Here is an 18,784-nt window from a genome sequence, read left to right as displayed (position 1 = left end):
CGACCTGAGTCTTTTTGGTAGTCGTTGTAACTGCAAAGTCGTTGGCTTGAGGTGTTACCAAGGCCCAAGATCTTCGGTCCTATGTCTCGTCGTCTTCTGGGCGTTGTTCTTGCCGGTGGTGCCAGTCGTCGCATGGGTGCCGACAAAGCTTTGCTGACCCATCCGGATGGATCGAGCTGGCTTGAGGCTCAGGTCCAGTTGGTGCGCTCAGCGGGTCTTGATGTGTGTGTGATGACGGGTCATGACACGCATCACGCGTTGCTCAGCACGCGCAAGGGAGTGACTGTTCAAGCGGAGCCCTGGCAGCCTGCAGGCCCCCTCTGGGCTTTGAGCTGTGTTCTGCATGATCGTGATGATGAAGCGCTGCTCACACTGCCTGTGGATATGCCGGGCCTACGTCTGGATGCATTGCAGCAATTGATCCTTCGCTGGAGACAGCAGCCAGCCAGGGCGCTTGTTGCCGATGACGGCTCCAGGCTCCAGCACCTCTTTGGGATCTATCCGTGCGGTGCTTCGTATCGCAAGGCGCTTGATGACGAGCTGACGGAGGGGAAGGGCCGTTGGCGCGAGTGGCTTGGGTGCATTCCTCATGACACGCTGAAATTACCTCCTGATCAGCTGGTCAATGTCAATCGGCCCCTTGATCTGAAAGCGTTGACTGGATGATTGCCGCATTTCCCCCGATTGACCAGCGGGCTCGAGCGCTCGGGGTGCTGCGGTTGTCGCTCACGGCCCGCTGCAATCTGGCCTGTCCCTATTGCTGCCCTGATGCTGAGGATCCTCCTGGGCTGCTCAGTCTTGAGCAGCAATTGCGCCTCATCCGGGTTGCTTCCAGGCTGGGAGCACACACCCTTCGGCTCACTGGAGGCGAACCGTTGCTGAGTGATCGGTTGCTGCCGCTACTTGAGCAGGTGGCTTGCGGGCGTGCCACTCCTGGAGACCCCTTGCAGGGTTTGCGTCAGGTGGCACTCACCAGCAACGGTGTGTTGCTGACGCAGGAACGGGCTCTTGCTCTGCGCGCTGCTGGTCTTGATCGGATCACTATCAGTCTCGATGCGGTCGAGGCTGTGGTGGTGGCGCGTATGGCTGGTCTGCGCGGTGGGGAACCAGCCGGAGCCCGCCTGATTCAGCAGGTGCTGGCTGGTCTTGAGGCAGCTCGTTCTGCAGGATTTGACCCTGCTTCTGGGGCCCTAAAGCTCAATGCGGTGATCCAGCGGGGCGTCAACGACGATCAGTTGATTCCTCTGGCGATGTTGGCGCGTCAGCAAGGGCTGGAGCTGCGCTTGATCGAATATATGGATGTGGGTAATCGCAACGGCTGGGCCATGGAGCAGGTTCTGCCTGCCGCCGTGATGATTGATCGCATCAGCCGCCATTGGCCGTTGTTGTCACTCGGGCGCTCCCCAGGTGGCACCGCCCTGCGCTGGCGTTATCGCGATGGCGCCGCAGACATCGGTGTGATCGCCTCAATCAGTGAGCCCTTTTGTGGAGACTGCAACCGCCTGCGCATCACCGCTGATGGGCAAGCCTTCACTTGTCTGTTTGCATCCTGTGGAACAGATCTGAAACCGGCTCTGACCAGTGACGACGACCTGGAGCGAGCAATTTGCTCTCTCTGGCAGCAGAGACTCGACCAGTACAGCGAAGAGGGCCGGGCGGCTTCCGGGAGCGCCGCTCATGCAGAGATGGCTTATCTGGGGGGCTGAACCGTTATCGACGCCACCGTTTCAGCAGAGAAAGCTCGGTGAAAACTACAGAGTTCGGGCCATGATCCGGCTCATTGGTGATGTTTTCAGTAACCCTGCCGAAGCCACGAAAGTCATCGAGACTGGTTTACTACTAACTTTCTTTCACAGTTGAGCTGGAGGGTAATTTCACCATGCTGTGATTATTAATTAGCGATGTTATCCGTCGATTGTTTAATTCTCTGTCGTGGTTGTCGAGGCTTCGACCAGTGCCATGACATGTTTGCAATGCTCTTCATAAAGAGCAGCGCAGTCTCTTGCATCGATGTATCGCCATGCTGCATGGGCTCCGCATGTGCCCCGATACTCCGTCTCGCAACAAAAGCTTTCTACAATCTCTGGTGGAGCAATGGCACGACTATGGGAGTTGATGTGCTGTGCAAAAAAGATGTCTTCAGCTTCATCCGAGGGGGATTTGTTGGAGTGTTTGATGCATATCTCAGCCATAAGCTTTGGATTCCTGATGCTTAATCCACCATTGCCGTTGATCAGTCCGTCAGGTACGGAATTGCAATAGATGCGAGATTCTATAGCCGCTTCAATTCGATTTAATGTCTTTGAATACCTTGGGAATGAATGCGAGTCATAGCGATTTTTAGCCCAAGGAGATCCAACATAGTCATATTTAAAATATTCGAAATCGACAGGTTTGATGAGCAAAGTGTCGGTTTGAAAGATAAGAATTTTATCGTGATCGAGGCTTTGCCAGAAATCGGCGTTTTTCAAAAGTTGATTGTATCCGTTCCAGCCAAATTCAGAATCAGTTTGCTCAAGGCAATTGATTTTCACGAATGGTTCGAGATCCTTGAATAAGGTCTTCATGGCATCCAGTGCCTTGGAAGTCGTGTAAACAGAGACTTGCCACCGTCGCATCCCCATTAATAAAGTATTGAGAACGCAGGCTCTTAATTGGGGTGTCGGTCGATCATCAATGATGATTGCTCCAATGTTCTCTTTGGACCAAATTTCTGGGAGCATATTTATATCCTCGGTCGGTTTGTTTTGTATTGATTGAACCCAAGGCTCGAGAAACTGCATTTTGATGATTTGGCAGTGAGCTTGGAAAGCGTTCACGCGGTATAGTTCTAAGCTTCTCAAGCGTTGGGGCATGGTGAATCTTGGAGTTGACGTGGACTTTTAATCAAGTTTAGCTTGGATCAAAAAGATATTCTCCTTGCGCGCTGATTGTTTGACTTGATCAGATCTCAGGGTGTAGTGGGGTTCGATTTAAAAATGTTGCAAGGTTGCTCAGTGTGGCCGATCTGGTGCTGATCAAGCATAATTACATTAAAGTAAAGCTTCCAAAGGGTCCTTTGTCGTTGAATCATGTAGCCATTTTTCATCCTCCAGGGCGCTTGGTGGATGTCAATAATCCTTTTGGTAAGGATATCGCCAACGCAGCCTTGTATCGAGCTTTGGTGCGCTGGGGAGATTTCGAAAAAGTTCATATCCTTAACCAGATTAATGTTTCTTCGGATGATCTTCGTGAGGATTTGTATGCTCGTGATCTCGAGAGTACTGATATTCTCTCGGTGCCAACCAGTGAGATCGAAGCGCTTAAATCATCGGGAATTTTGCTTCGCGGTCAACCTTATCTCAGTGAGCTTGCCTGGTTGAGACGATCTCAATGTTCGGATTCAGATTTTAGTCTTGCAGGCTTAATTCATACGGTTGCACCAGCTCAGATACGCGAGCGTATTGGTCAGTCGTTGTTTGCGCCTGTTCAGTCATGGGATGCCTTGATCTGCACATCACCTGCAGTGCAGGACAATGTTGGGCGTCTTTTTGATGCCTATGAGGAATATGTTCTTGAGCGGTTTGGAGGTCGTTGCATTCAACGTCCTCAGTTGCCATTGATTCCTCTGGCCGTTGATCTTCCCGAACGTTCTTCAGGTGTGTCGCTCGAGTTTGCTTCTCTGTTCAGATCAAAATTGCAGGTTGAATCCGACGATATTGTTGTGTTGTGGGTTGGAAGGCTTTCTTTTTTCGAAAAGGCATTTCCTCAGAGTATGTTTCTTGCCCTTGAACAAGCAGCATCGCAGACATCTAAGACTGTGCATTTCTTGATGGTTGGATGGTTTCCTCGAGGTGATAGTGACTACAGTCTTTATTTAGAGGCTGCTCAAAAATTAGCACCCAATGTAAAAGTATCATTTCTTGATGGTAATCAGCCAAAAGTGGTTTCTGCTGCCTGGAATCTTGCTGATATCTTTTTGTCTCTAGTTGATAATATTCAGGAGACTTTCGGTTTAACTCCCCTTGAGGCGATGGCTTCAGGATTGCCAGTTGTTGCCAGCGACTGGGATGGCTACCGGATGACAATTCGTGATGGAGTTGATGGTTTTCTCATTCCTACGTTGTTTCCAGATTTGCAGGATCTGGGTGTGTTACTGGCAAACAGTCATGCGCTTGAGCTCATGGCATATCAAGATTATGTTGGTTCTTTAGCGCAGCACACTTCTGTCGATGTGAAGCTTGCTTCTCGTGCGCTTCTTTCTCTTATTGAATCACCATCCTTGCGTAAAAAGATGGGGGAAGCCGGTCGTGCCAGGGTCGAAACAACTTTTTCCTGGCCTGTGGTTGTTAGTCAATATAGAGAATTGTTCTCAGAGCTTGACGCATATCGTCAACATTATCAGCTCGAACATGCTCATTCAGAGTCCAGGCCTGCCAGAGTTCATCCTTCCCGTGGAAATCCATTTGTCGACTTCCTGGCGTTCGCTTCTTCCAGTCTTGGTGATGATGATTTTGTTCAATGTCGTGTTGAACCCGATCAGTGGTTATTCGTTTGGGATCAGCTTCAGGATGTGAAGCTCAACAGCGTTTACCCTAGTTTTCGTTTAAATCAGCAAGAGCTGATGCTCCTGAGATCACATTTGCATCGTAAGACCTGTTGTTCTGTTCGTGAATTGAAGGATCTGTTTCTGCCATCGCGCAGTGAACACGTTTTGCTGACGCTTAGTTGGCTTTGTAAGTATGGACTTCTATCAATTCCCTCATGACGCCATTATGAATTGAATGATTCAACAACTTCCATTGGCTGGTTAATGACCCTGACATCAGCCGCCGGATGTTTCTGGTTGATTTGACAATATCTGTTCTTTGATGCATTGAGTAAGTCTGTATTTTTTATGGCCGCCTTTCTGTCATCCATCTTTCTTTCTTTCTTTCTTTCGGTTGTTCAGATCATTCTTGCTTTTTGCCGTTAGTGCTGTAGTTGTCGATCAATTCTAAGATCGAAAGATTTTGACAGGTTAGCCGCTTTACCGTCCTCCATCACTTCTTTGATCGGTGTTGAAGTTCTGCTTTACTGCGGAGCCTCACATCGCAAGGCTTTCAGAAGGCTGCAGCACCTCTTTGGGATCTATCCGTAAGCTGCTCAACGGTTCGTCAACGACGATGAGTTGATTTTTTTGTGATGTCGGTGCTGCAGGCATCGGTGTGATCGCCTCAATCAGTGAGTCGTTCTGCGGAGACGGTAACCGCCTGCACATCACCGCTGATGGGCAAGCCTTCATTTGTCTGTTTACATCCCGTGGAACAGATCTGAAACCGGCTTTGATCAGTGACGCCGAGCTGGAGCCAACAATCAGCTCTCTCGGGCAACAGAGGCTTGACCAGTACAGCGAAGAGGGCCGGTCGGCTTCCGGGAGCGCAGCTCATGCAGAGATGGCGGATCTGGGTGGTTGAACCGTTATCGACGCCACCGTTTAAGCAGAGATAGCTCGCTAGAAGAGTGCAGAGTTCGGGCCGGGATCAGGCCCATTGGTGATGTTCGAACTGTTGTCCTTCGAGCGGTTTCGCGATACGCCATCCGTGCGTTTTTTTGACGTGACGGTCGAGACGTCCAATGCCCGCGATCTGGTCATTCACTCAGGCCCTGCAGTGAGTCCCCCGGATGACCGGGAGACGGGAGCCTGGCAGTTTTATATGCATCCCAATCAGGAAGACAATCTTTTGGCTGCCAGTGGAGGACGAACCTTTTATCTGGTCAATCTTGCCTGGGATCAGCCTTTTCATATCGTCCGGCTTGATAGCGGTGGTGACATCCTGCGTATCCCGCCGAGGACGTTTCACCGATCCATCTCCGATCAGGAGGGCTCTGTGGTGTTGAACCAGGCTGTTCGAAAGCCAGGAGTGTCTCTGGTGCAGGAATTCCGCGTGTACAACAGTGCACGGATTCCTTCGCTGATGGACGCAACGACGACTTCGGCTCCGAAACCGCAGCTGCATGGGGTCATGCCCTTGCCTCAAGCTGCCTGAATCAAGGACTGCGAAGTCGTTTCGCTGGTCTCTTCCTCGACGTTGATCGTCCAGCTGAGTTCGCTGTCGGTGTTAGGTGGACCACTGAATGTTCCACTCACTGCTGCCGTGAGCTCGGGCTTCGACGATGTGGCCAAGACCACATAGCGCTCGTTGACCTCGTGACCGGCGCTTGGGTCGAATCCTCGCCACCCTGCTCCTGGAAGGTAGACCTCAGCCCAGGCATGCAGGTCGTACTTCTCCGGTGCCGGTTGCTGAATCTGATAACCGCTTACGAAGCGAGCCGGCAGTCCCGCAACGCGACAGCAGGCCACCATCAACATCGCCAGATCACGGCAAGAACCGATTCGTTCCCGAAGTGTGCGGCCTGCCGTCCATGCCGGACCAACGTGCCGTTGTGTATACATCACCCGCTCCTGAATCAGCTCCAGCAAATGGTTGAGAAAGGCCAGCATTTGCTGGTTGCTACCCATCAGTGCCTCCTGGGTCAGGTCAATGGCAGAGGGTTCGTGCTGGCCATTGGGCAGCCAGCCCTCCAGCGCTCCCAGCAGGTCAACATTCAGCTGGCCACGGGGATAGGGCAGCGGTGGCTCGAGGTCGTTAAAGCAGAGTTCCAGAGATGGAGCAGGGCGTGTCTGCACCTGGCTTCGGGCTTCGAAACACAACTGATTGGTGCTGCCGACAAAGTTGAGTCGCTGGACCTCATCGCCACTGGCAGTGAGCACCTCACGTTGCAGATGGGGCTCAGGCAAAACGATGAGTTCATGGTGCAGCAATGTCTGGAAACCCTGCCCCCGGGGCTTGAGGCAAAGCCTGTGATCGCCGAGATTAACTGGCGCCTCGTAGCGATAGCTCAAGCGGTGAATGATGAAAGCGCGCATGCCGATTCAGATGATGTGCGAGGAAAGTCAGTGCTCATGAAATAGCGCTTTTCGATGAGGCCATGGAGCCGATTGAGGTCCTGCTGCAGTTGATCGATCGCTTCGTGAAGACCGTTTTCGATGAGGTTGTCGATTCGGACGTAGCTCCAGCGGGCAAGCAGTTGACCACGCAAACAATCCAGGTCATCCGGTTGTTTCAAGACCGGTTGGGTTTGGATCTGTTGCAACGTGTCGCTGATTCCTTGCAGGCAGAACCGGACCGATCGCGGAAAGATCGGATCGAGCAGCAGGAATTGGGCGACGGATGTTGGTGTGATTCCCTTCTGCATACTTTGTCTGTACATCTGATAAGCCCCGGCGGTGCGTAGCAGGGTGATCCATTGCAGCTCGTCGAGCACTCCTCCGATCTCTTCGGGAATCGGCAACAGCAGGAAGTACTTCACATCGAGGATCCGAGAGGTTTTATCCGCTCGTTCCATGAGTCGTCCCAGCTGGCTGAATAACCAGCTCAGATCGCGACTGAGCGTGGCATCAGTGATGCCATAAAAGATCTGGCAGCCTCGTCGGATGATCCTCAATTGTTCCTGAGGTGGTTCCTCCCAGATCGTTTCGCCTTTCTGCAGGCTCCAGTGAAGATCATTGATCTGCTCCCACATCTCCGTGGTGATGACGTCGCGGATCTGCCGTGCGTTCTCGCGAGCCATCGCGATGCAGCTCACAATGCTGTTGCGGTTGTCCTGATCCAGGAGCAGGAAGTGGATGACATCTTTGGATGATCCAGATGGATAAGCCTTGTCGAAACTGCGGCGGTCGCCGGTGGCATCCACCAAAGGCAGCCACGGTTCGGCACTGCCTGGAGGGCAGTCGAGAGCCATCGCTTCGCTGACCTCGAGAAAGCGCGAGATGTTTTCTGCTCGTTCCAGATAGCGATTGATCCAGTAGAGGGAGTCGGCGACCCGGCTCAGCACAGGGCGGCCTCCCTTTTCTGCTCCGTTGTGACCCGCTGTTCATCCAGAATCCAGGTGTCCTTGCAGCCGCCACCCTGGGAGGAATTCACCACTAGAGAACCTCGCTTTAGGGCAACACGGGTGAGTCCACCTGGGCTGACCCAATTGCTTTTTCCACGCAGCACGTAAGGGCGAAGATCCACATGACATGGGTAAAGCTCCCCCTCGCTGAGCGATGGCACGGTGGAGAGCTGAAGCGTTGGCTGGGCGATGAAGTTGCGTGGATTCTCCCTGATCTTCGAATCGAAGTCGGCCAATTCTGAGCGGCTTGCCTGCGGTCCGATCAGCATCCCGTAGCCCCCTGCTTCGGCAACGGATTTCACCACTAGCTGTTCAAGGTTGTCGAGGACGAACTGGCGATCCTCTGACCGTGCGCACAGATAGGTGTGAACGTTCTCGATGACTGGCTCCTCACCGAGGTAGTAGCGAATCATTGCCGGCACATGGGCATAGATGAGCTTGTCATCGGCAACTCCTGTTCCCGGCGCATTGGCGATGGAGAGCCTGCCCTGACGCAGCACATCCATGAGGCCGGAGACTCCCAGCATGGAGTCTTTGCGAAAAACGGTTGGATCGAGGAAGTCGTCGTCGATGCGGCGATAGATCACATCCACTCGCGTGCGACCGTTCGTGCTGCGCATCCAAACACTATTGTCCTCGCAGATCAGATCCCTTCCTTCGACTAATGGGATGCCCATTTGCTGGGCCAGGTAGCTGTGCTCGAAGTAAGCACTGTTCAAAACCCCTGGAGTCAGGATCACAACCTGTGGTGAATCGCTCCAGGGAGCCAGGTCCTGGAGGGTTCGAAACAGGTGGGACGGGTAATCGTCAATGGGTTTGACGGTGCGCCCCTCGAACAGGCTGGGGAAAAGGCGTTTCATGACCCGTCTGTTTTCGAGGAAGTAGGCAACGCCTGACGGACAGCGCAGGTTGTCTTCCAGTACACGCCAGTGGCCGTCGCCATCGCGAATCAGGTCCAGGCCTGAGATGTGGCACCAACGATTGAACGGCAGTTCAATGCCCTGCATCTGGGGGAGCCAGCCTGATGAACTCTCCACGTCCTCACGGTCGATGACGCCGTCACGAATGATCAGCTGAGAGCCATAGACGTCGGCGAGGAAGCAGTCGATGGCCTCCAATCGTTGCAGCAGTCCCTGCTCCAGGGCCTTCCATTCGCTAAGGGCAATCAGTCGAGGCAGGGGATCGAATGGAAGAATCCGTTCGCTACCCTCCTGGCCAGAGTCATTGAGGCGAAAGGTGGCTCCAAGCCGGCGTAGCAAGTTGCTTGCAGAGGCATGGTTGCGTTTCAGTTCCGGCAGGCCAATCTGTCCCAGTGAACTGAGCAGGGGGGCCAGATTCTTACGGGGACAGGCTGTACCACTGCAGAAATATTCGTCGTAGCCGACCGATGGTCTGTAGTCGGTGAACATCCCTTCAAGGCGGGTTTACTTGATCCAAGAGCTCGCTCCAGCCACGTCTTGTGACTGTTGCTACGAATCCTTGTTGAGGGTGATCTGATCTCCAAAGATCACAAAATTTGTGTAGTGCTCGGTACGCAATTCACTGATACGAGCTCGATCAGCAGATCACCACGCGTTGCTGAAATGTTCTCAGCTGTTGCAGTGAAAAGAGAGCTGATGACCAGGCAGTCGAAACCGGATGGTTTTTCTGTTTGCAGCCGGAGGACTCCCTGGAGCTTGAAAGGGATTGCTTGCAGCTTTGCCCGATGTTCGATTGAACCACATCAACTCTGATCCAAGTAGAAACTGAGTTTTAGCCACTCAGATCTTTCGATTTGGCCGCATTCAAAAGAATGGATTGCTCAGTGGCTGTAAGCTACACCCCGATATTTCAGCTCGACCACAATCGGGCGAGCCTCTGCCTGACGTGCCCGATAAGTCTGCCTGCGATAGGTGAGTTGAACAGTTGGCTTTTTTACAAAATCTTTGTGCTGATTGTAGGTGTGACCGCGATAGAGAAGTGCGCTCATGATCGGTTCTCCGAAGCAAGCTCAGGTCCCCGTTCCATGGCCTGAGTCGTACTGCGCTTCATTCAAGGATGAAGTGAACGATGTGTAGCTGTGACTACAGATGATTGTGATTGATTGGTTTGTTGCTCTGGTGTTCGTGTTGATACCAGTTTCGAAAGGTTTTGGATTCAGTGGCTGCTGATGTTTTGTAGCTCATTGAACATATTGCTGAACAACTGGCTTCCACTCTGTTGCAGATATCCGCCGAGTTGCTCCCAGTCACTGCGGAGTCGATTGGCTCCATTACTCCCCATCGCGCTAACGATGTAAGCGGCGTCGGATTGAATCCATCGCTCCAGGTTTGGCCCTGAGATTTCGAGATGACACTGGAGGCCAAAGGCATGCCGGCCGATCCTGAACACCTGTTCGGGGCAGTGCAATGACGAACCAAGCAAGGTGGCGTCATGGGGTAGTCGGATGCGATCGCCGTGCCAGTGCAGGACCAGTGCACTTGGATCAAGGCCATCAAGCAGGGGTTCTTCTTTGGAATTCCGCAGCCAGTGAATGGCGCCAATACCCAGCTCTTTCAGTGCCTGTGGTGGGTCGCCCACCTCGAGTGGTCCCACCGATCCTCCAGCCGCCACAGCGAGCAGCTGGGCACCCAGACAGATTCCCAGCACGGGTTTTTTCTGCTGATGCCAGATCGATAACCATTCCAGCTCGCGTTGAAGCCACTTCATGTGTGGCTCATTGCGGTCGTTCACCCCCATCGGGCCGCCAAGCACCACAGCAATCGTGTTCGGGAGGCTGGCTGGATCGAGCAGGACTTCGCCGAGATCTGGACGGATCGTCTGGATGCTCATTCCCCGTTGAATCGCGAGTTCACGAATCAGATCAGGACCCTCATGATCAACGTGCTGAACCACCAGCAGGGAGTGATTCACAACAAGAGGTAGCGCTGGGCGAGGGGCAGAGTCTCGGCGGGCTCGCAGGTGAGCAGGTTGCCATCGGCGAACACCTCATAGGTCTGCGGGTCCACATTCACCTTGGGCAGGGCCGCATTAAGCTTGAGCGCACTCTTGCCCACGCTCCGGGTCTCCTTCACCGCCATGCAGATGCGTTCCAGACCTAGCTGGCGTTGGATGTCGGCATCCATCGCGGCTTCGCTCACGAAGGTGAGACAACTGGGAGCCAGGGCTTTGCCGAAGGCGCCGAACATCGGGCGGCCGTGCACGGGCCCTGGAGTCGGAATTGAGGCATTGGCGTCTCCCATCTGGGCCCACACAATCGAGCCGCCCTTGATCACCAGCTCAGGTCGGATGCCGAAGAAGCCTGGTTTCCAAAGCACCAGATCAGCGAGCTTGCCGGTTTCGATGGATCCCACTTCGTTGCTGATGCCATGGGCGATTGCGGGATTGATCGTCACCTTGGCGATGTAGCGCTTGAGGCGGTGGTTGTCGTTGCGATCGGAGTCTTCCGGCAGTGCGCTGCGCTGCAGCTTCATCTTGTGAGCTGTCTGGAAGGTTCGCGTGATCACCTCGCCGACACGGCCCATGGCCTGGGAGTCGCTGGCGATGATCGAGAAGGCGCCCAGGTCGTGAAGGATGTCTTCAGCGGCGATCGTTTCGCGACGGATGCGTGACTCGGCGAAGGCCACGTCTTCGGGAATCTTCGGATCCAGATGGTGGCAGACCATCAGCATGTCGAGGTGCTCCTCGAGCGTGTTGGTGGTGTAGGGCCTTGTGGGGTTGGTGCTGCTCGGCAACACATTGGCTTCGCCGCAGATCTTGATGATGTCCGGTGCATGGCCGCCACCGGCGCCCTCGGTATGGAAGGTGTGAATCGTTCGCCCCTTGATGGCGGCAATCGTGTCTTCAACGAAACCGGCTTCGTTGAGCGTGTCGGTGTGGATGCAGACCTGCACGTCCATCCGATCAGCGACGGAAAGACAGGTATCGATTGTGGCTGGTGTGGTGCCCCAGTCTTCATGCAGTTTGAGACCGCAGGCACCGGCGCGCACCTGCTCTTCGAGGGCTTCCGGAGTACTGGCATTGCCCTTGCCGAAGAATCCCAAGTTCACGGGAAGCCCCTCGGCGGCCTGGAGCATCCTGCCGATGTGGAAGGCTCCGGGGGTGCAGGTGGTCGCGTTGGTGCCTGTGGCCGGACCCGTTCCTCCGCCCATGAGGGTGGTGACGCCGCTGGCCAGCGCCGTTTCGACCTGCTGGGGGCAGATGAAGTGGATATGGGTGTCGATGCCACCTGCCGTGAGGATGTGGCCCTCGCCCGCAATCGCTTCGGTGCCTGGGCCCACAACGATGGTGACACCTTGTTGTGTGTCGGGATTGCCGGCTTTGCCGATGCCCACGATGCGGCCATCTCTGAGACCTACATCGGCTTTGACGATTCCCCACCAGTCGAGGATCAGAGCATTGGTGATGACCGTGTCAACGGCTCCTGCAGCTCGTGATGTCTGCGACTGGCCCATGCCATCGCGGATCACCTTGCCGCCGCCAAACTTCACCTCATCGCCATAGACGGTGCAGTCTTGTTCCACCTCCAGGATCAGATCTGTGTCAGCAAGACGCACGCGGTCACCGGTTGTGGGGCCGTAGGTCTCGGCGTAAGCCTGTCGGGAAATGCGGTAGGGCATGGTTCAGGCGTCGAGTGGTCCGTTGATGCGGCCGTTGAAACCGATCACCCGACGGGCACCGGCGAACGGAATCAGGTTGACGTCGCGACTGTCTCCCGGTTCAAAGCGGATCGCGGTTCCTGCAGGGATGTCGAGCCGTTGGCCGCGGGCCGCGGCTCGATCGAACTGGAGGGCTGCATTGGCTTCCGCAAAGTGGAAATGAGAGCCCACCTGCACAGGTCGATCACCGCTGTTGGCAACGCTGATGGTGGTGGTGGGCCGGCCCGCATTGAGTTCGATCTCGCCGGGTTCGCAGAGAAGTTCGCCAGGAATCAAGGGGGTCATTGGTCAGTATTCAGCGGATCGGGTCGTGGAGCGTCACGAGCTTGGTGCCATCGGGGAAGACAGCCTCGATCTGCACCTCTTGCACCAGTTCGGAGACCCCTTCCATCACCTGATCGCGGCGCAACCAGGTGGTCCCTTCCTGCATCAGATCGGCAACACTTTTACCGTCACGGGCACCCTCGAGGATCAGAAAACTGAGCCAGGCCACGGCTTCAGGATGATTGAGATGAAGGCCGCGCTTGAGGCGTCGTTCGGCCAGCAGTGCTGCGGTCACGATCAGGAGTTTGTCTTTTTCCTGGGGACTGAGTTGCATGGGAAACCTGGGTCAACTTCAGTGTGTCGCCGTTGGTCCGAGCGCATGGTTCGCTGTGAACAGTGATCGTTGCAAAGGCTGTGCTTGCAAGGGCTGTTCCTGCAGTGGCCAAACCCGTGGAGTCTTTGGCTCGTTCAGGTTTCTCAACAAACGGGTCCGTCTCCAGATGCGGCTGAACCAGAAACGGGCATCTCTGCTGGATGGACCTGTATAGCGGGCGATGAATCCCTGCTGGAGACCTCCGCATCGCATCGTGCCTTCAAGCCCCTCGCGATCGTCACGCGCAGCAGCAACCAAGTCCTTGAGGATGTGGGCACACAGCGGGATTGGAGCGGCCCAGATCAGAGTTCCGAACACTGGTTGGTGATGCAGGCCGTGGAGATCCTGGAGGCTTGAGTCCCCCAGTTCAAGCCTGTCCACCAGTTCCCAGGACTGCGGCTCCGATTGGTTTGCGCTCACCCTTTGGATGCTCAACGACGACCGCCAGCGGCCTTGCTGCAGTGTTTCGCCAGCGGCTGTTCGGCCCAGGCGAACAATCTCGGCTCCTAGGAACGAGGCATCCTCCGGTAGTCGCACGCTGAGTTGCTGTTCATAGAGGGCGTTGGCGTAGACCACGAGTTCCTGGGGAAGCCATTCCAAATCGCTGTTGCTGGAGAGTTGGCAATTCACTTCTTGTCGAGCCCAGGATCCCTGAGGATTCAGGCGGCTGCGACCGATGGAGCCATACACCTTTTGAGCTGCGACGCTGGTGATCAGGCTGCGGCTGTTGGCCTCGAGATCAAGGCTGATGTTGAGCTGGTCCCCGCCCACCAGTCCGCCAGCAGTGTGCAGAAGTGGGATTTCACGGCGGCCGTCAGTGCCGACTTCTGCGCGCAGCAGTTTGAAGGGAGCACTGCAGCCGCCCTGGTGAATGGTGCTCTCACCTTGCTGAATAAACTTCAGACGGCAGTGTCCCTGCCAGGGATCGAGGCGTTGCATCACACCAAGCTCGATGGCTCTCAGCGATCACTCTGTAGCAATGCACACGAAAAGAAGGCTTGGGTCATAGGCAGGCTCAGGGCCGGACAGGGAAGGGTGTTGGTTGAACCTGTGATCGTGCTGGAGCACCGCCAATTGGCCGGCGGATGGACCAAGGCCGAGGCGGTCGGTCGTTTGCAACTGCCGCTCACCGCAGACGAACGCACGGTTTTGCGTGGCCGCCGTCGCACCCGCTGCGGCAGGGAGTTGTTGCTGCAGCTGCCTCGTGATGGTGCTCTCCAGCCGGGAGATCTCCTTTTGGATGGATTGCGCAGTTTGCAGGTGGAAGTGATCGCAGCACCAGAACGGCTGTTGCGGGTTCGCGCGGCTTCGCCGCTTGAGCTCCTGCAGGCTGCTTATCACCTTGGAAACCGTCATGTTCCGCTTGAGCTGCATGAACAGGAGCTTCTGCTGCTTGAGGATTCGGTGTTGGCCGTGATGTTGACGAGTCGTGGACTTCAGGTGGGTACCTGTGAACGGCCATTTGTTCCCGATGGTGGTGCCTATGGCGGAGTTCATTCGCATCCTCATGGACTCGCTCCTGCATGAGATCGCTCGCCTTGCTGCAGATGGTCAGTCCGGCGCTGCCCGTGGGTGCATTCAGTTATTCCGAGGGATTGGAGGTGTTGATTCAATCCGGTGCTCTCAGGGATGAACATGGGATTGAGCTGTGGCTTGCTGCAGAGCTTCAGCGGGGTGGCTTGCGCCTCGAAGCCGCAGCGCTCCCGGAGTTGGCAGCTGATCTGAGGCATTGGCAGGCCAGTGCTGATGCCAGTGCGCGAACCCGGGTGATTGATCTGGATGGCTGGCTGTTGGCGACGCGCGAAGCTGCAGAGCTGCGTGCCCAACAGCGTCAGATGGGTGGTTCGTTGCTTGTGCTGCTCGCAGACCTGGGTCACCCTCTTCCAGAAGCGCTTCCTCTGGCATGGCCTGCTGCATGGGCATGGGCCTCCGTTGCTCTGCAGGTCGCTGAGCGGGAAATGGTTGAGGGCTATCTCTACGGCTGGGTTGCCAATCAACTCAGTGCTGCTGTGCGTTTAGTGCCATTGGGGCCAACAAGAGCCCAGGTTCTGCAGCAACGCCTGCTCCCCCAGATCGTGGATGTGGCTGAACAGTTGTCTGCTGTTCACCCCCATGAGCTTTGGAACAGTGGTGTTGGCGTCTCGATGGCGCAGCTGGCCCATGCTGAGTTGTATTCCCGCTTGTTTCGAAGTTGATGGCTAGCAAGCTTCGTTTAGGTGTTGCCGGACCGGTGGGCTCGGGGAAGACCGCATTGGTTGAGGCTCTTTGCAGAGAGCTGCGCGATCAGTTGCAGCTGGCTGTTGTCACCAATGACATCTACACCCAGGAGGATGCTCAGTTTCTGACCCAGGCAGGGGCCTTGGAGCCAGAGCGGATCCGTGGAGTCGAAACTGGAGGATGTCCGCATACAGCGATTCGGGAGGATTGCTCGATCAATCGGTCTGCGGTGTCTGAGCTGGAAGCCCAGTTTCCCGACTTGGATGTGGTGTTGGTGGAAAGCGGTGGCGATAATTTGGCCGCCAGCTTCAGTCCTGAGCTGGTGGACTTGTGCATCTACGTGATCGATGTTGCTGCTGGTGACAAGATCCCGCGCAAGGGCGGCCCAGGCATCACCCGCTCAGACTTGCTTGTGATCAACAAGATCGATCTGGCACCTTTCGTTGGAGCCGACTTGGGGGTGATGGAGCGTGATGCCCAACGAATGCGTGCAGGCCGTCCCTGGTGCTTCACCAATCTCCAAAGCGGAGAAGGCCTGGATTCTGTTGTTGGATTTCTGATACAACAGCTACCAAATTAAAGACGTATTCAATAATTGTCATTGCTTTTGCTGTCGTTGATACCGAATTACTTTTGGTGTAAGTGGATGTAATCTCATTCCTTGCTTGATGCGCATTTGTCGCAATAGTTACTTTGCTTAGGCACTGTTCAAGACCCTTAACGTCATTATGTTCTCGTTAATACAAAACTGATTTTGAATCAGTCTTACTCAGTCACTTCCGCCATTCGGCGAGCATCCTGAATTGAGGATTTCATGAGTAATTCTTTGTCCAAGCGGTTGTTTTCTGGCTTGGCTGCTGTCTCTCTAGGCCTCGGTGTCACGGCATGTGCAGGTGGCGGTCAGGCCACCAACGCCACCTGTGATGACGAAGGAAATTGCACTGTCACTGTTGGCATCCTTCATTCTCTGACAGGCACCATGGCCATCTCGGAGAAGACCCTCGTTGATACCGAGAAGATGGCCATCGCAGAAATCAACGCTGCCGGGGGCGTTGAGGTTGATGGCAAGAAATACATCATTGAAACCATCGTTGAAGATGGTGCATCCACATGGCCGACCTTCGCTGAGAAATCGAAGAAGCTGATCGACCAAGACAAGGTGCCAGTTGTTTTTGGTGGCTGGACTTCAGCCAGCCGGAAGGAAATGCTGCCGGTCTATGAGTCGAAGAATGCCTTCCTGTATTACCCGATTCAGTACGAAGGCCAGGAATGTTCGAGCAACATCTTCTACACCGGCGCAACCCCGAATCAACAATCGGAACCGGCCACCAAATTCATGTATGAGAAGTCACCTGCTGCTGGTAAGGACTTCTTCCTGGTTGGATCGGACTATGTGTTCCCTCGCACGTCCAATACGATCACCAAGGCGCAGGTTGAGCAGCTCGGTGGCAAGGTTGTCGGCGAGGATTATCTGCCTCTAGGGAATACAGAGGTAGCTCCAATTATCGCCAAGATCAAAAAAGCCCTCCCGGATGGTGGCGTCATCATCAACACCCTCAACGGCGACCAGAACGTCGCTTTCTTCAAGCAGATACAAGATGCTGGGATCACACCGGCCAATGGTTATTACGTGATGAGTTATTCCATCGCTGAAGAAGAAATCAGCACGATTGGACCTGAATTTCTTGAGGGTCACTACGGCGCATGGAACTACATGATGTCGATCGATACACCTGCTTCCAAGAAGTTTGCTGCAGACTTCAAGGCCAAGTACGGCGCCGATCGCATGGTTGCTGACCCGCAAGAGTCGGCATACAACATGGTGTATCTCTGGAAAGCTGCTGTCGAAAAAGCCAATAGCTTTGACGACGACAAAGTGCGTAAAGCGCTGATTGGTATCGAGTTTGATGCACCTCAGGGTCCTGTGAAAGTGATGCCAAACCATCACCTCTCTCAGACGGTTCGGATCGGTCAGATCACCAAAGACGGTCAGTTCGCGATCCTTGAAGAGACCAATGGTCCTGTGTCACCGCAGGCTTGGAACCAGATCCACCCTGATTCCAGTGGCTATGCCTGTGACCACACCGATTCCTCTAAAGGCGGTAAGTACAAGCTCTGATTCAGTTTCATTCATTGACTGATCACTGATTGGTCTTTGGAGGAGTTCCTCATGGGACTCCTCCTTTTGTTGTTCCACCGACTGTTTCAGTCCCGACTTCCGTGCAACTGCTTTTTGAAAGCCTGTTCAATGGTGTCGCCATCGGTTCGGTCCTGCTGATGGCTGCACTTGGATTGGCGATTGTGTTTGGCCTGATGGGCGTGATCAACCTCGCCCATGGTGAGTTGATCATGCTCGGGGCCTACACGACCTATGTGGTGCAGCTCATCTTCAAGCTGCCTGCAATGCAGCCCTTCTACAACGTCTATGTGTTGATTGCGATTCCCCTGGCCTTTGTCGTCAGCGGTGTCGTCGGCATCCTTTTAGAGCGAACCGTCATTCGTCGTCTTTACGGCAGCCCTCTGGAAACACTGCTGGCTACCTGGGGAGTCAGTCTGATTTTGCAGCAGTTTGTGCGCAGTGTGCCGATGGCTTATGCCGCAGGATTGGTCCTCGCTCTGGTGAGCGGATTTGGTTTGCCGTTGGTGCTTCCCGCTCAGTGGTTGATCGCGAAGCGTGCGCGTTTGATTCGTTTTGGCTCCTGGGCTCTGTCGGCCTGTTTTGGGGTTTGTCTTGCAGGGGTTCTGGCTTCGCAGATCAACCGCATAGCTCGAGCGGATGCACGCAATGTGGATGTCACGGCTCCGCAGTGGATGCGTGGCGGACTTGAGTGGATGGACCTGACCTTTCCTGTCCCTCGCTTGGTGATCATCGTGATGACCGTTCTCGCGGTGGTTGGTGTCAGCTTGTTTTTGAATCGCAGTGTCTGGGGAATGCGCATCCGTGCCGTCACCCAGAACCGCTCGATGAGTGATTGCCTCGGAATCCCCACCGACACCGTTGACGTGCTCACCTTCGGCATCGGATCCGGTCTCGCTGGAGTGGCTGGAGTGGCCGTGTCTCTGCTGGGGTCGGTTGGCCCCAACGTCGGGACGTCTTACATCGTTGGTTGTTTCATGGTTGTTGTGCTGGGTGGGGTCGGAAACCTGCTTGGCACTGTTCTTGCTTCCTTTTCAATCGGTTTGTTGACGGATCTGATCGGTGCTGGTCGCTTGCTCACGCTCTGGCCCGAGATGCCGGCACCGCTGGAGCAGTTGGTGAGCTTTTTCGCCACAACGAGCATGGCTCAGGTGATGATTTTCGCTCTGATCGTTGTGTTCCTCCAGTTCCGTCCTGCCGGTCTTTTCCCGCAGAAGGGACGCATGGTGGAGGTCTGAT

General features: G+C 54.9%; 20 protein-coding genes. 10 read left to right on the top strand and 10 right to left on the bottom strand.

What is annotated here, in order from left to right; translation table 11 throughout:
• Positions 1–81: 81 nt before the first annotated feature.
• Together SynBIOSE41_RS17510 and SynBIOSE41_RS17505 are read left to right on the top strand one after the other, a co-directional pair.
• Positions 82–666, top strand: a complete 585-nt coding sequence (locus SynBIOSE41_RS17510; RefSeq protein ID WP_186539120.1) for a molybdenum cofactor guanylyltransferase — start codon at positions 82–84, stop codon at positions 664–666.
• The gene (locus SynBIOSE41_RS17505) at positions 663–1,706 is read left to right on the top strand and encodes a GTP 3',8-cyclase MoaA (RefSeq protein ID WP_066908791.1); all 1,044 of its coding nucleotides are present in this window, start codon (positions 663–665) and stop codon (positions 1,704–1,706) included. Before SynBIOSE41_RS17510 ends, SynBIOSE41_RS17505 begins: the two co-directional genes overlap by 4 nt.
• Positions 1,707–1,919: 213 nt before the next feature.
• Here SynBIOSE41_RS17505 and SynBIOSE41_RS17500 read toward each other — a convergent pair whose 3' ends face one another.
• On the bottom strand, positions 1,920–2,855 hold the full coding sequence (locus SynBIOSE41_RS17500; protein ID WP_186539119.1) for a DUF5672 family protein: 936 nt from the start codon (positions 2,853–2,855) through the stop codon (positions 1,920–1,922).
• A 143-nt stretch (positions 2,856–2,998) separates the two neighbouring features.
• Here SynBIOSE41_RS17500 and SynBIOSE41_RS17495 point away from each other — a divergent pair, with 143 nt between their 5' ends.
• The 3 genes from SynBIOSE41_RS17495 (at position 2,999) to SynBIOSE41_RS17485 (ending at position 6,008) form a co-directional block, all read left to right on the top strand.
• A complete protein-coding gene (locus SynBIOSE41_RS17495; protein WP_186539118.1) occupies positions 2,999–4,747 on the top strand; it encodes a glycosyltransferase family 4 protein in 1,749 nt (582 codons plus the stop codon).
• A gap of 439 nt (positions 4,748–5,186) precedes the next feature.
• On the top strand, positions 5,187–5,435 hold the full coding sequence (locus tag SynBIOSE41_RS17490) for a hypothetical protein (protein WP_255475867.1): 249 nt from the start codon (positions 5,187–5,189) through the stop codon (positions 5,433–5,435).
• Between the two features lie 81 nt (positions 5,436–5,516).
• Positions 5,517–6,008: a redox protein gene (locus tag SynBIOSE41_RS17485; RefSeq protein WP_186539117.1), complete on the top strand. Its 492-nt coding sequence runs from the start codon at positions 5,517–5,519 to the stop codon at positions 6,006–6,008.
• On the opposite strand, the gene SynBIOSE41_RS17480 is transcribed toward SynBIOSE41_RS17485, so the two are convergent.
• From SynBIOSE41_RS17480 to SynBIOSE41_RS17440, 9 genes are all read right to left on the bottom strand, one after another.
• On the bottom strand, positions 5,996–6,889 hold the full coding sequence (locus SynBIOSE41_RS17480) for a transglutaminase family protein (protein WP_186539116.1): 894 nt from the start codon (positions 6,887–6,889) through the stop codon (positions 5,996–5,998). The genes SynBIOSE41_RS17485 and SynBIOSE41_RS17480 overlap by 13 nt on opposite strands.
• The gene (locus SynBIOSE41_RS17475; RefSeq protein WP_186539115.1) at positions 6,862–7,857 is read right to left on the bottom strand and encodes an alpha-E domain-containing protein; all 996 of its coding nucleotides are present in this window, start codon (positions 7,855–7,857) and stop codon (positions 6,862–6,864) included. Before SynBIOSE41_RS17475 ends, SynBIOSE41_RS17480 begins: the two co-directional genes overlap by 28 nt.
• Positions 7,851–9,326: a circularly permuted type 2 ATP-grasp protein gene (locus SynBIOSE41_RS17470; protein ID WP_186539114.1), complete on the bottom strand. Its 1,476-nt coding sequence runs from the start codon at positions 9,324–9,326 to the stop codon at positions 7,851–7,853. The genes SynBIOSE41_RS17475 and SynBIOSE41_RS17470 overlap by 7 nt, the downstream gene beginning before the upstream one ends.
• Before the next feature lie 392 nt (positions 9,327–9,718).
• The gene (locus SynBIOSE41_RS17465; protein ID WP_074159330.1) at positions 9,719–9,886 is read right to left on the bottom strand and encodes a DUF4278 domain-containing protein; all 168 of its coding nucleotides are present in this window, start codon (positions 9,884–9,886) and stop codon (positions 9,719–9,721) included.
• Between the two features lie 167 nt (positions 9,887–10,053).
• Entirely contained in the window at positions 10,054–10,791 is a 738-nt protein-coding gene (locus tag SynBIOSE41_RS17460; protein ID WP_370594158.1) for a type 1 glutamine amidotransferase, read from the bottom strand.
• Positions 10,792–10,805: 14 nt separating this feature from the next.
• Positions 10,806–12,515 (bottom strand): urease subunit alpha, encoded by a 1,710-nt coding sequence (gene ureC, locus SynBIOSE41_RS17455; protein WP_186539112.1) that lies wholly within the window; start codon positions 12,513–12,515, stop codon positions 10,806–10,808.
• A gap of 3 nt (positions 12,516–12,518) precedes the next feature.
• The gene (locus SynBIOSE41_RS17450; RefSeq protein WP_066908810.1) at positions 12,519–12,839 is read right to left on the bottom strand and encodes an urease subunit beta; all 321 of its coding nucleotides are present in this window, start codon (positions 12,837–12,839) and stop codon (positions 12,519–12,521) included.
• 10 nt (positions 12,840–12,849) lie between these two features.
• Complete coding sequence (locus SynBIOSE41_RS17445; RefSeq protein WP_066908813.1) at positions 12,850–13,152, bottom strand: urease subunit gamma; 303 nt, start codon at positions 13,150–13,152, stop codon at positions 12,850–12,852.
• Positions 13,153–13,170: 18 nt separating this feature from the next.
• Positions 13,171–14,130, bottom strand: coding sequence for an urease accessory protein UreD (locus SynBIOSE41_RS17440; RefSeq protein ID WP_186539111.1), 960 nt, complete (start codon positions 14,128–14,130; stop codon positions 13,171–13,173).
• A 99-nt stretch (positions 14,131–14,229) separates the two neighbouring features.
• On the opposite strand from SynBIOSE41_RS17440, the gene ureE reads away from it, so the two are divergent.
• The 5 genes from ureE to SynBIOSE41_RS17415 all read left to right on the top strand — a co-directional run bounded on the left by ureE (position 14,230) and on the right by SynBIOSE41_RS17415 (position 18,783).
• Positions 14,230–14,718, top strand: coding sequence for an urease accessory protein UreE (ureE, locus tag SynBIOSE41_RS17435; protein ID WP_066908961.1), 489 nt, complete (start codon positions 14,230–14,232; stop codon positions 14,716–14,718).
• Positions 14,715–15,386 (top strand): urease accessory protein UreF, encoded by a 672-nt coding sequence (locus tag SynBIOSE41_RS17430; RefSeq protein WP_186539110.1) that lies wholly within the window; start codon positions 14,715–14,717, stop codon positions 15,384–15,386. The genes ureE and SynBIOSE41_RS17430 overlap by 4 nt, the downstream gene beginning before the upstream one ends.
• Positions 15,386–15,988 carry an urease accessory protein UreG gene (gene ureG / locus SynBIOSE41_RS17425; protein WP_186539109.1) on the top strand — a complete coding sequence of 201 codons (603 nt, stop codon included), beginning with the start codon at positions 15,386–15,388 and terminating at the stop codon, positions 15,986–15,988. The genes SynBIOSE41_RS17430 and ureG overlap by 1 nt, the downstream gene beginning before the upstream one ends.
• Positions 15,989–16,222: 234 nt before the next feature.
• Positions 16,223–17,527: an urea ABC transporter substrate-binding protein gene (gene urtA / locus SynBIOSE41_RS17420; protein WP_186539108.1), complete on the top strand. Its 1,305-nt coding sequence runs from the start codon at positions 16,223–16,225 to the stop codon at positions 17,525–17,527.
• A gap of 101 nt (positions 17,528–17,628) precedes the next feature.
• On the top strand, positions 17,629–18,783 hold the full coding sequence (locus SynBIOSE41_RS17415; RefSeq protein WP_186539107.1) for a branched-chain amino acid ABC transporter permease: 1,155 nt from the start codon (positions 17,629–17,631) through the stop codon (positions 18,781–18,783).
• The last annotated feature ends 1 nt before the right edge of the window (position 18,784 follow it).

Origin of the sequence: Synechococcus sp. BIOS-E4-1, assembly GCF_014279995.1 — a bacterium.
GTDB lineage: Bacteria > Cyanobacteriota > Cyanobacteriia > PCC-6307 > Cyanobiaceae > Synechococcus_C.
Note: the sequence above shows the minus strand (reverse complement) of the source record. Positions and strands in the feature narration are given on the sequence as shown.

Bases quoted from the DNA above. Each gene is read 5' to 3' on its own strand.
- SynBIOSE41_RS17510 (WP_186539120.1), top strand. From the start codon at position 82: ATGTCTCGTCGTCTTCTGGGCGTTGTTCTTGCCGGTGGTGCCAGTCGT.
- SynBIOSE41_RS17505 (WP_066908791.1), top strand. From the start codon at position 663: ATGATTGCCGCATTTCCCCCGATTGACCAGCGGGCTCGAGCGCTCGGG.
- SynBIOSE41_RS17500 (WP_186539119.1), bottom strand. From the start codon at position 2,855: ATGCCCCAACGCTTGAGAAGCTTAGAACTATACCGCGTGAACGCTTTC.
- SynBIOSE41_RS17485 (WP_186539117.1), top strand. From the start codon at position 5,517: ATGTTCGAACTGTTGTCCTTCGAGCGGTTTCGCGATACGCCATCCGTG.
- SynBIOSE41_RS17480 (WP_186539116.1), bottom strand. From the start codon at position 6,889: ATGCGCGCTTTCATCATTCACCGCTTGAGCTATCGCTACGAGGCGCCA.
- SynBIOSE41_RS17470 (WP_186539114.1), bottom strand. From the start codon at position 9,326: ATGTTCACCGACTACAGACCATCGGTCGGCTACGACGAATATTTCTGC.
- SynBIOSE41_RS17465 (WP_074159330.1), bottom strand. From the start codon at position 9,886: ATGAGCGCACTTCTCTATCGCGGTCACACCTACAATCAGCACAAAGAT.
- ureC (WP_186539112.1), bottom strand. From the start codon at position 12,515: ATGCCCTACCGCATTTCCCGACAGGCTTACGCCGAGACCTACGGCCCC.
- SynBIOSE41_RS17450 (WP_066908810.1), bottom strand. From the start codon at position 12,839: ATGACCCCCTTGATTCCTGGCGAACTTCTCTGCGAACCCGGCGAGATC.
- SynBIOSE41_RS17445 (WP_066908813.1), bottom strand. From the start codon at position 13,152: ATGCAACTCAGTCCCCAGGAAAAAGACAAACTCCTGATCGTGACCGCA.
- SynBIOSE41_RS17440 (WP_186539111.1), bottom strand. From the start codon at position 14,130: ATGCAACGCCTCGATCCCTGGCAGGGACACTGCCGTCTGAAGTTTATT.
- SynBIOSE41_RS17430 (WP_186539110.1), top strand. From the start codon at position 14,715: ATGAGATCGCTCGCCTTGCTGCAGATGGTCAGTCCGGCGCTGCCCGTG.
- ureG (WP_186539109.1), top strand. From the start codon at position 15,386: ATGGCTAGCAAGCTTCGTTTAGGTGTTGCCGGACCGGTGGGCTCGGGG.
- urtA (WP_186539108.1), top strand. From the start codon at position 16,223: ATGAGTAATTCTTTGTCCAAGCGGTTGTTTTCTGGCTTGGCTGCTGTC.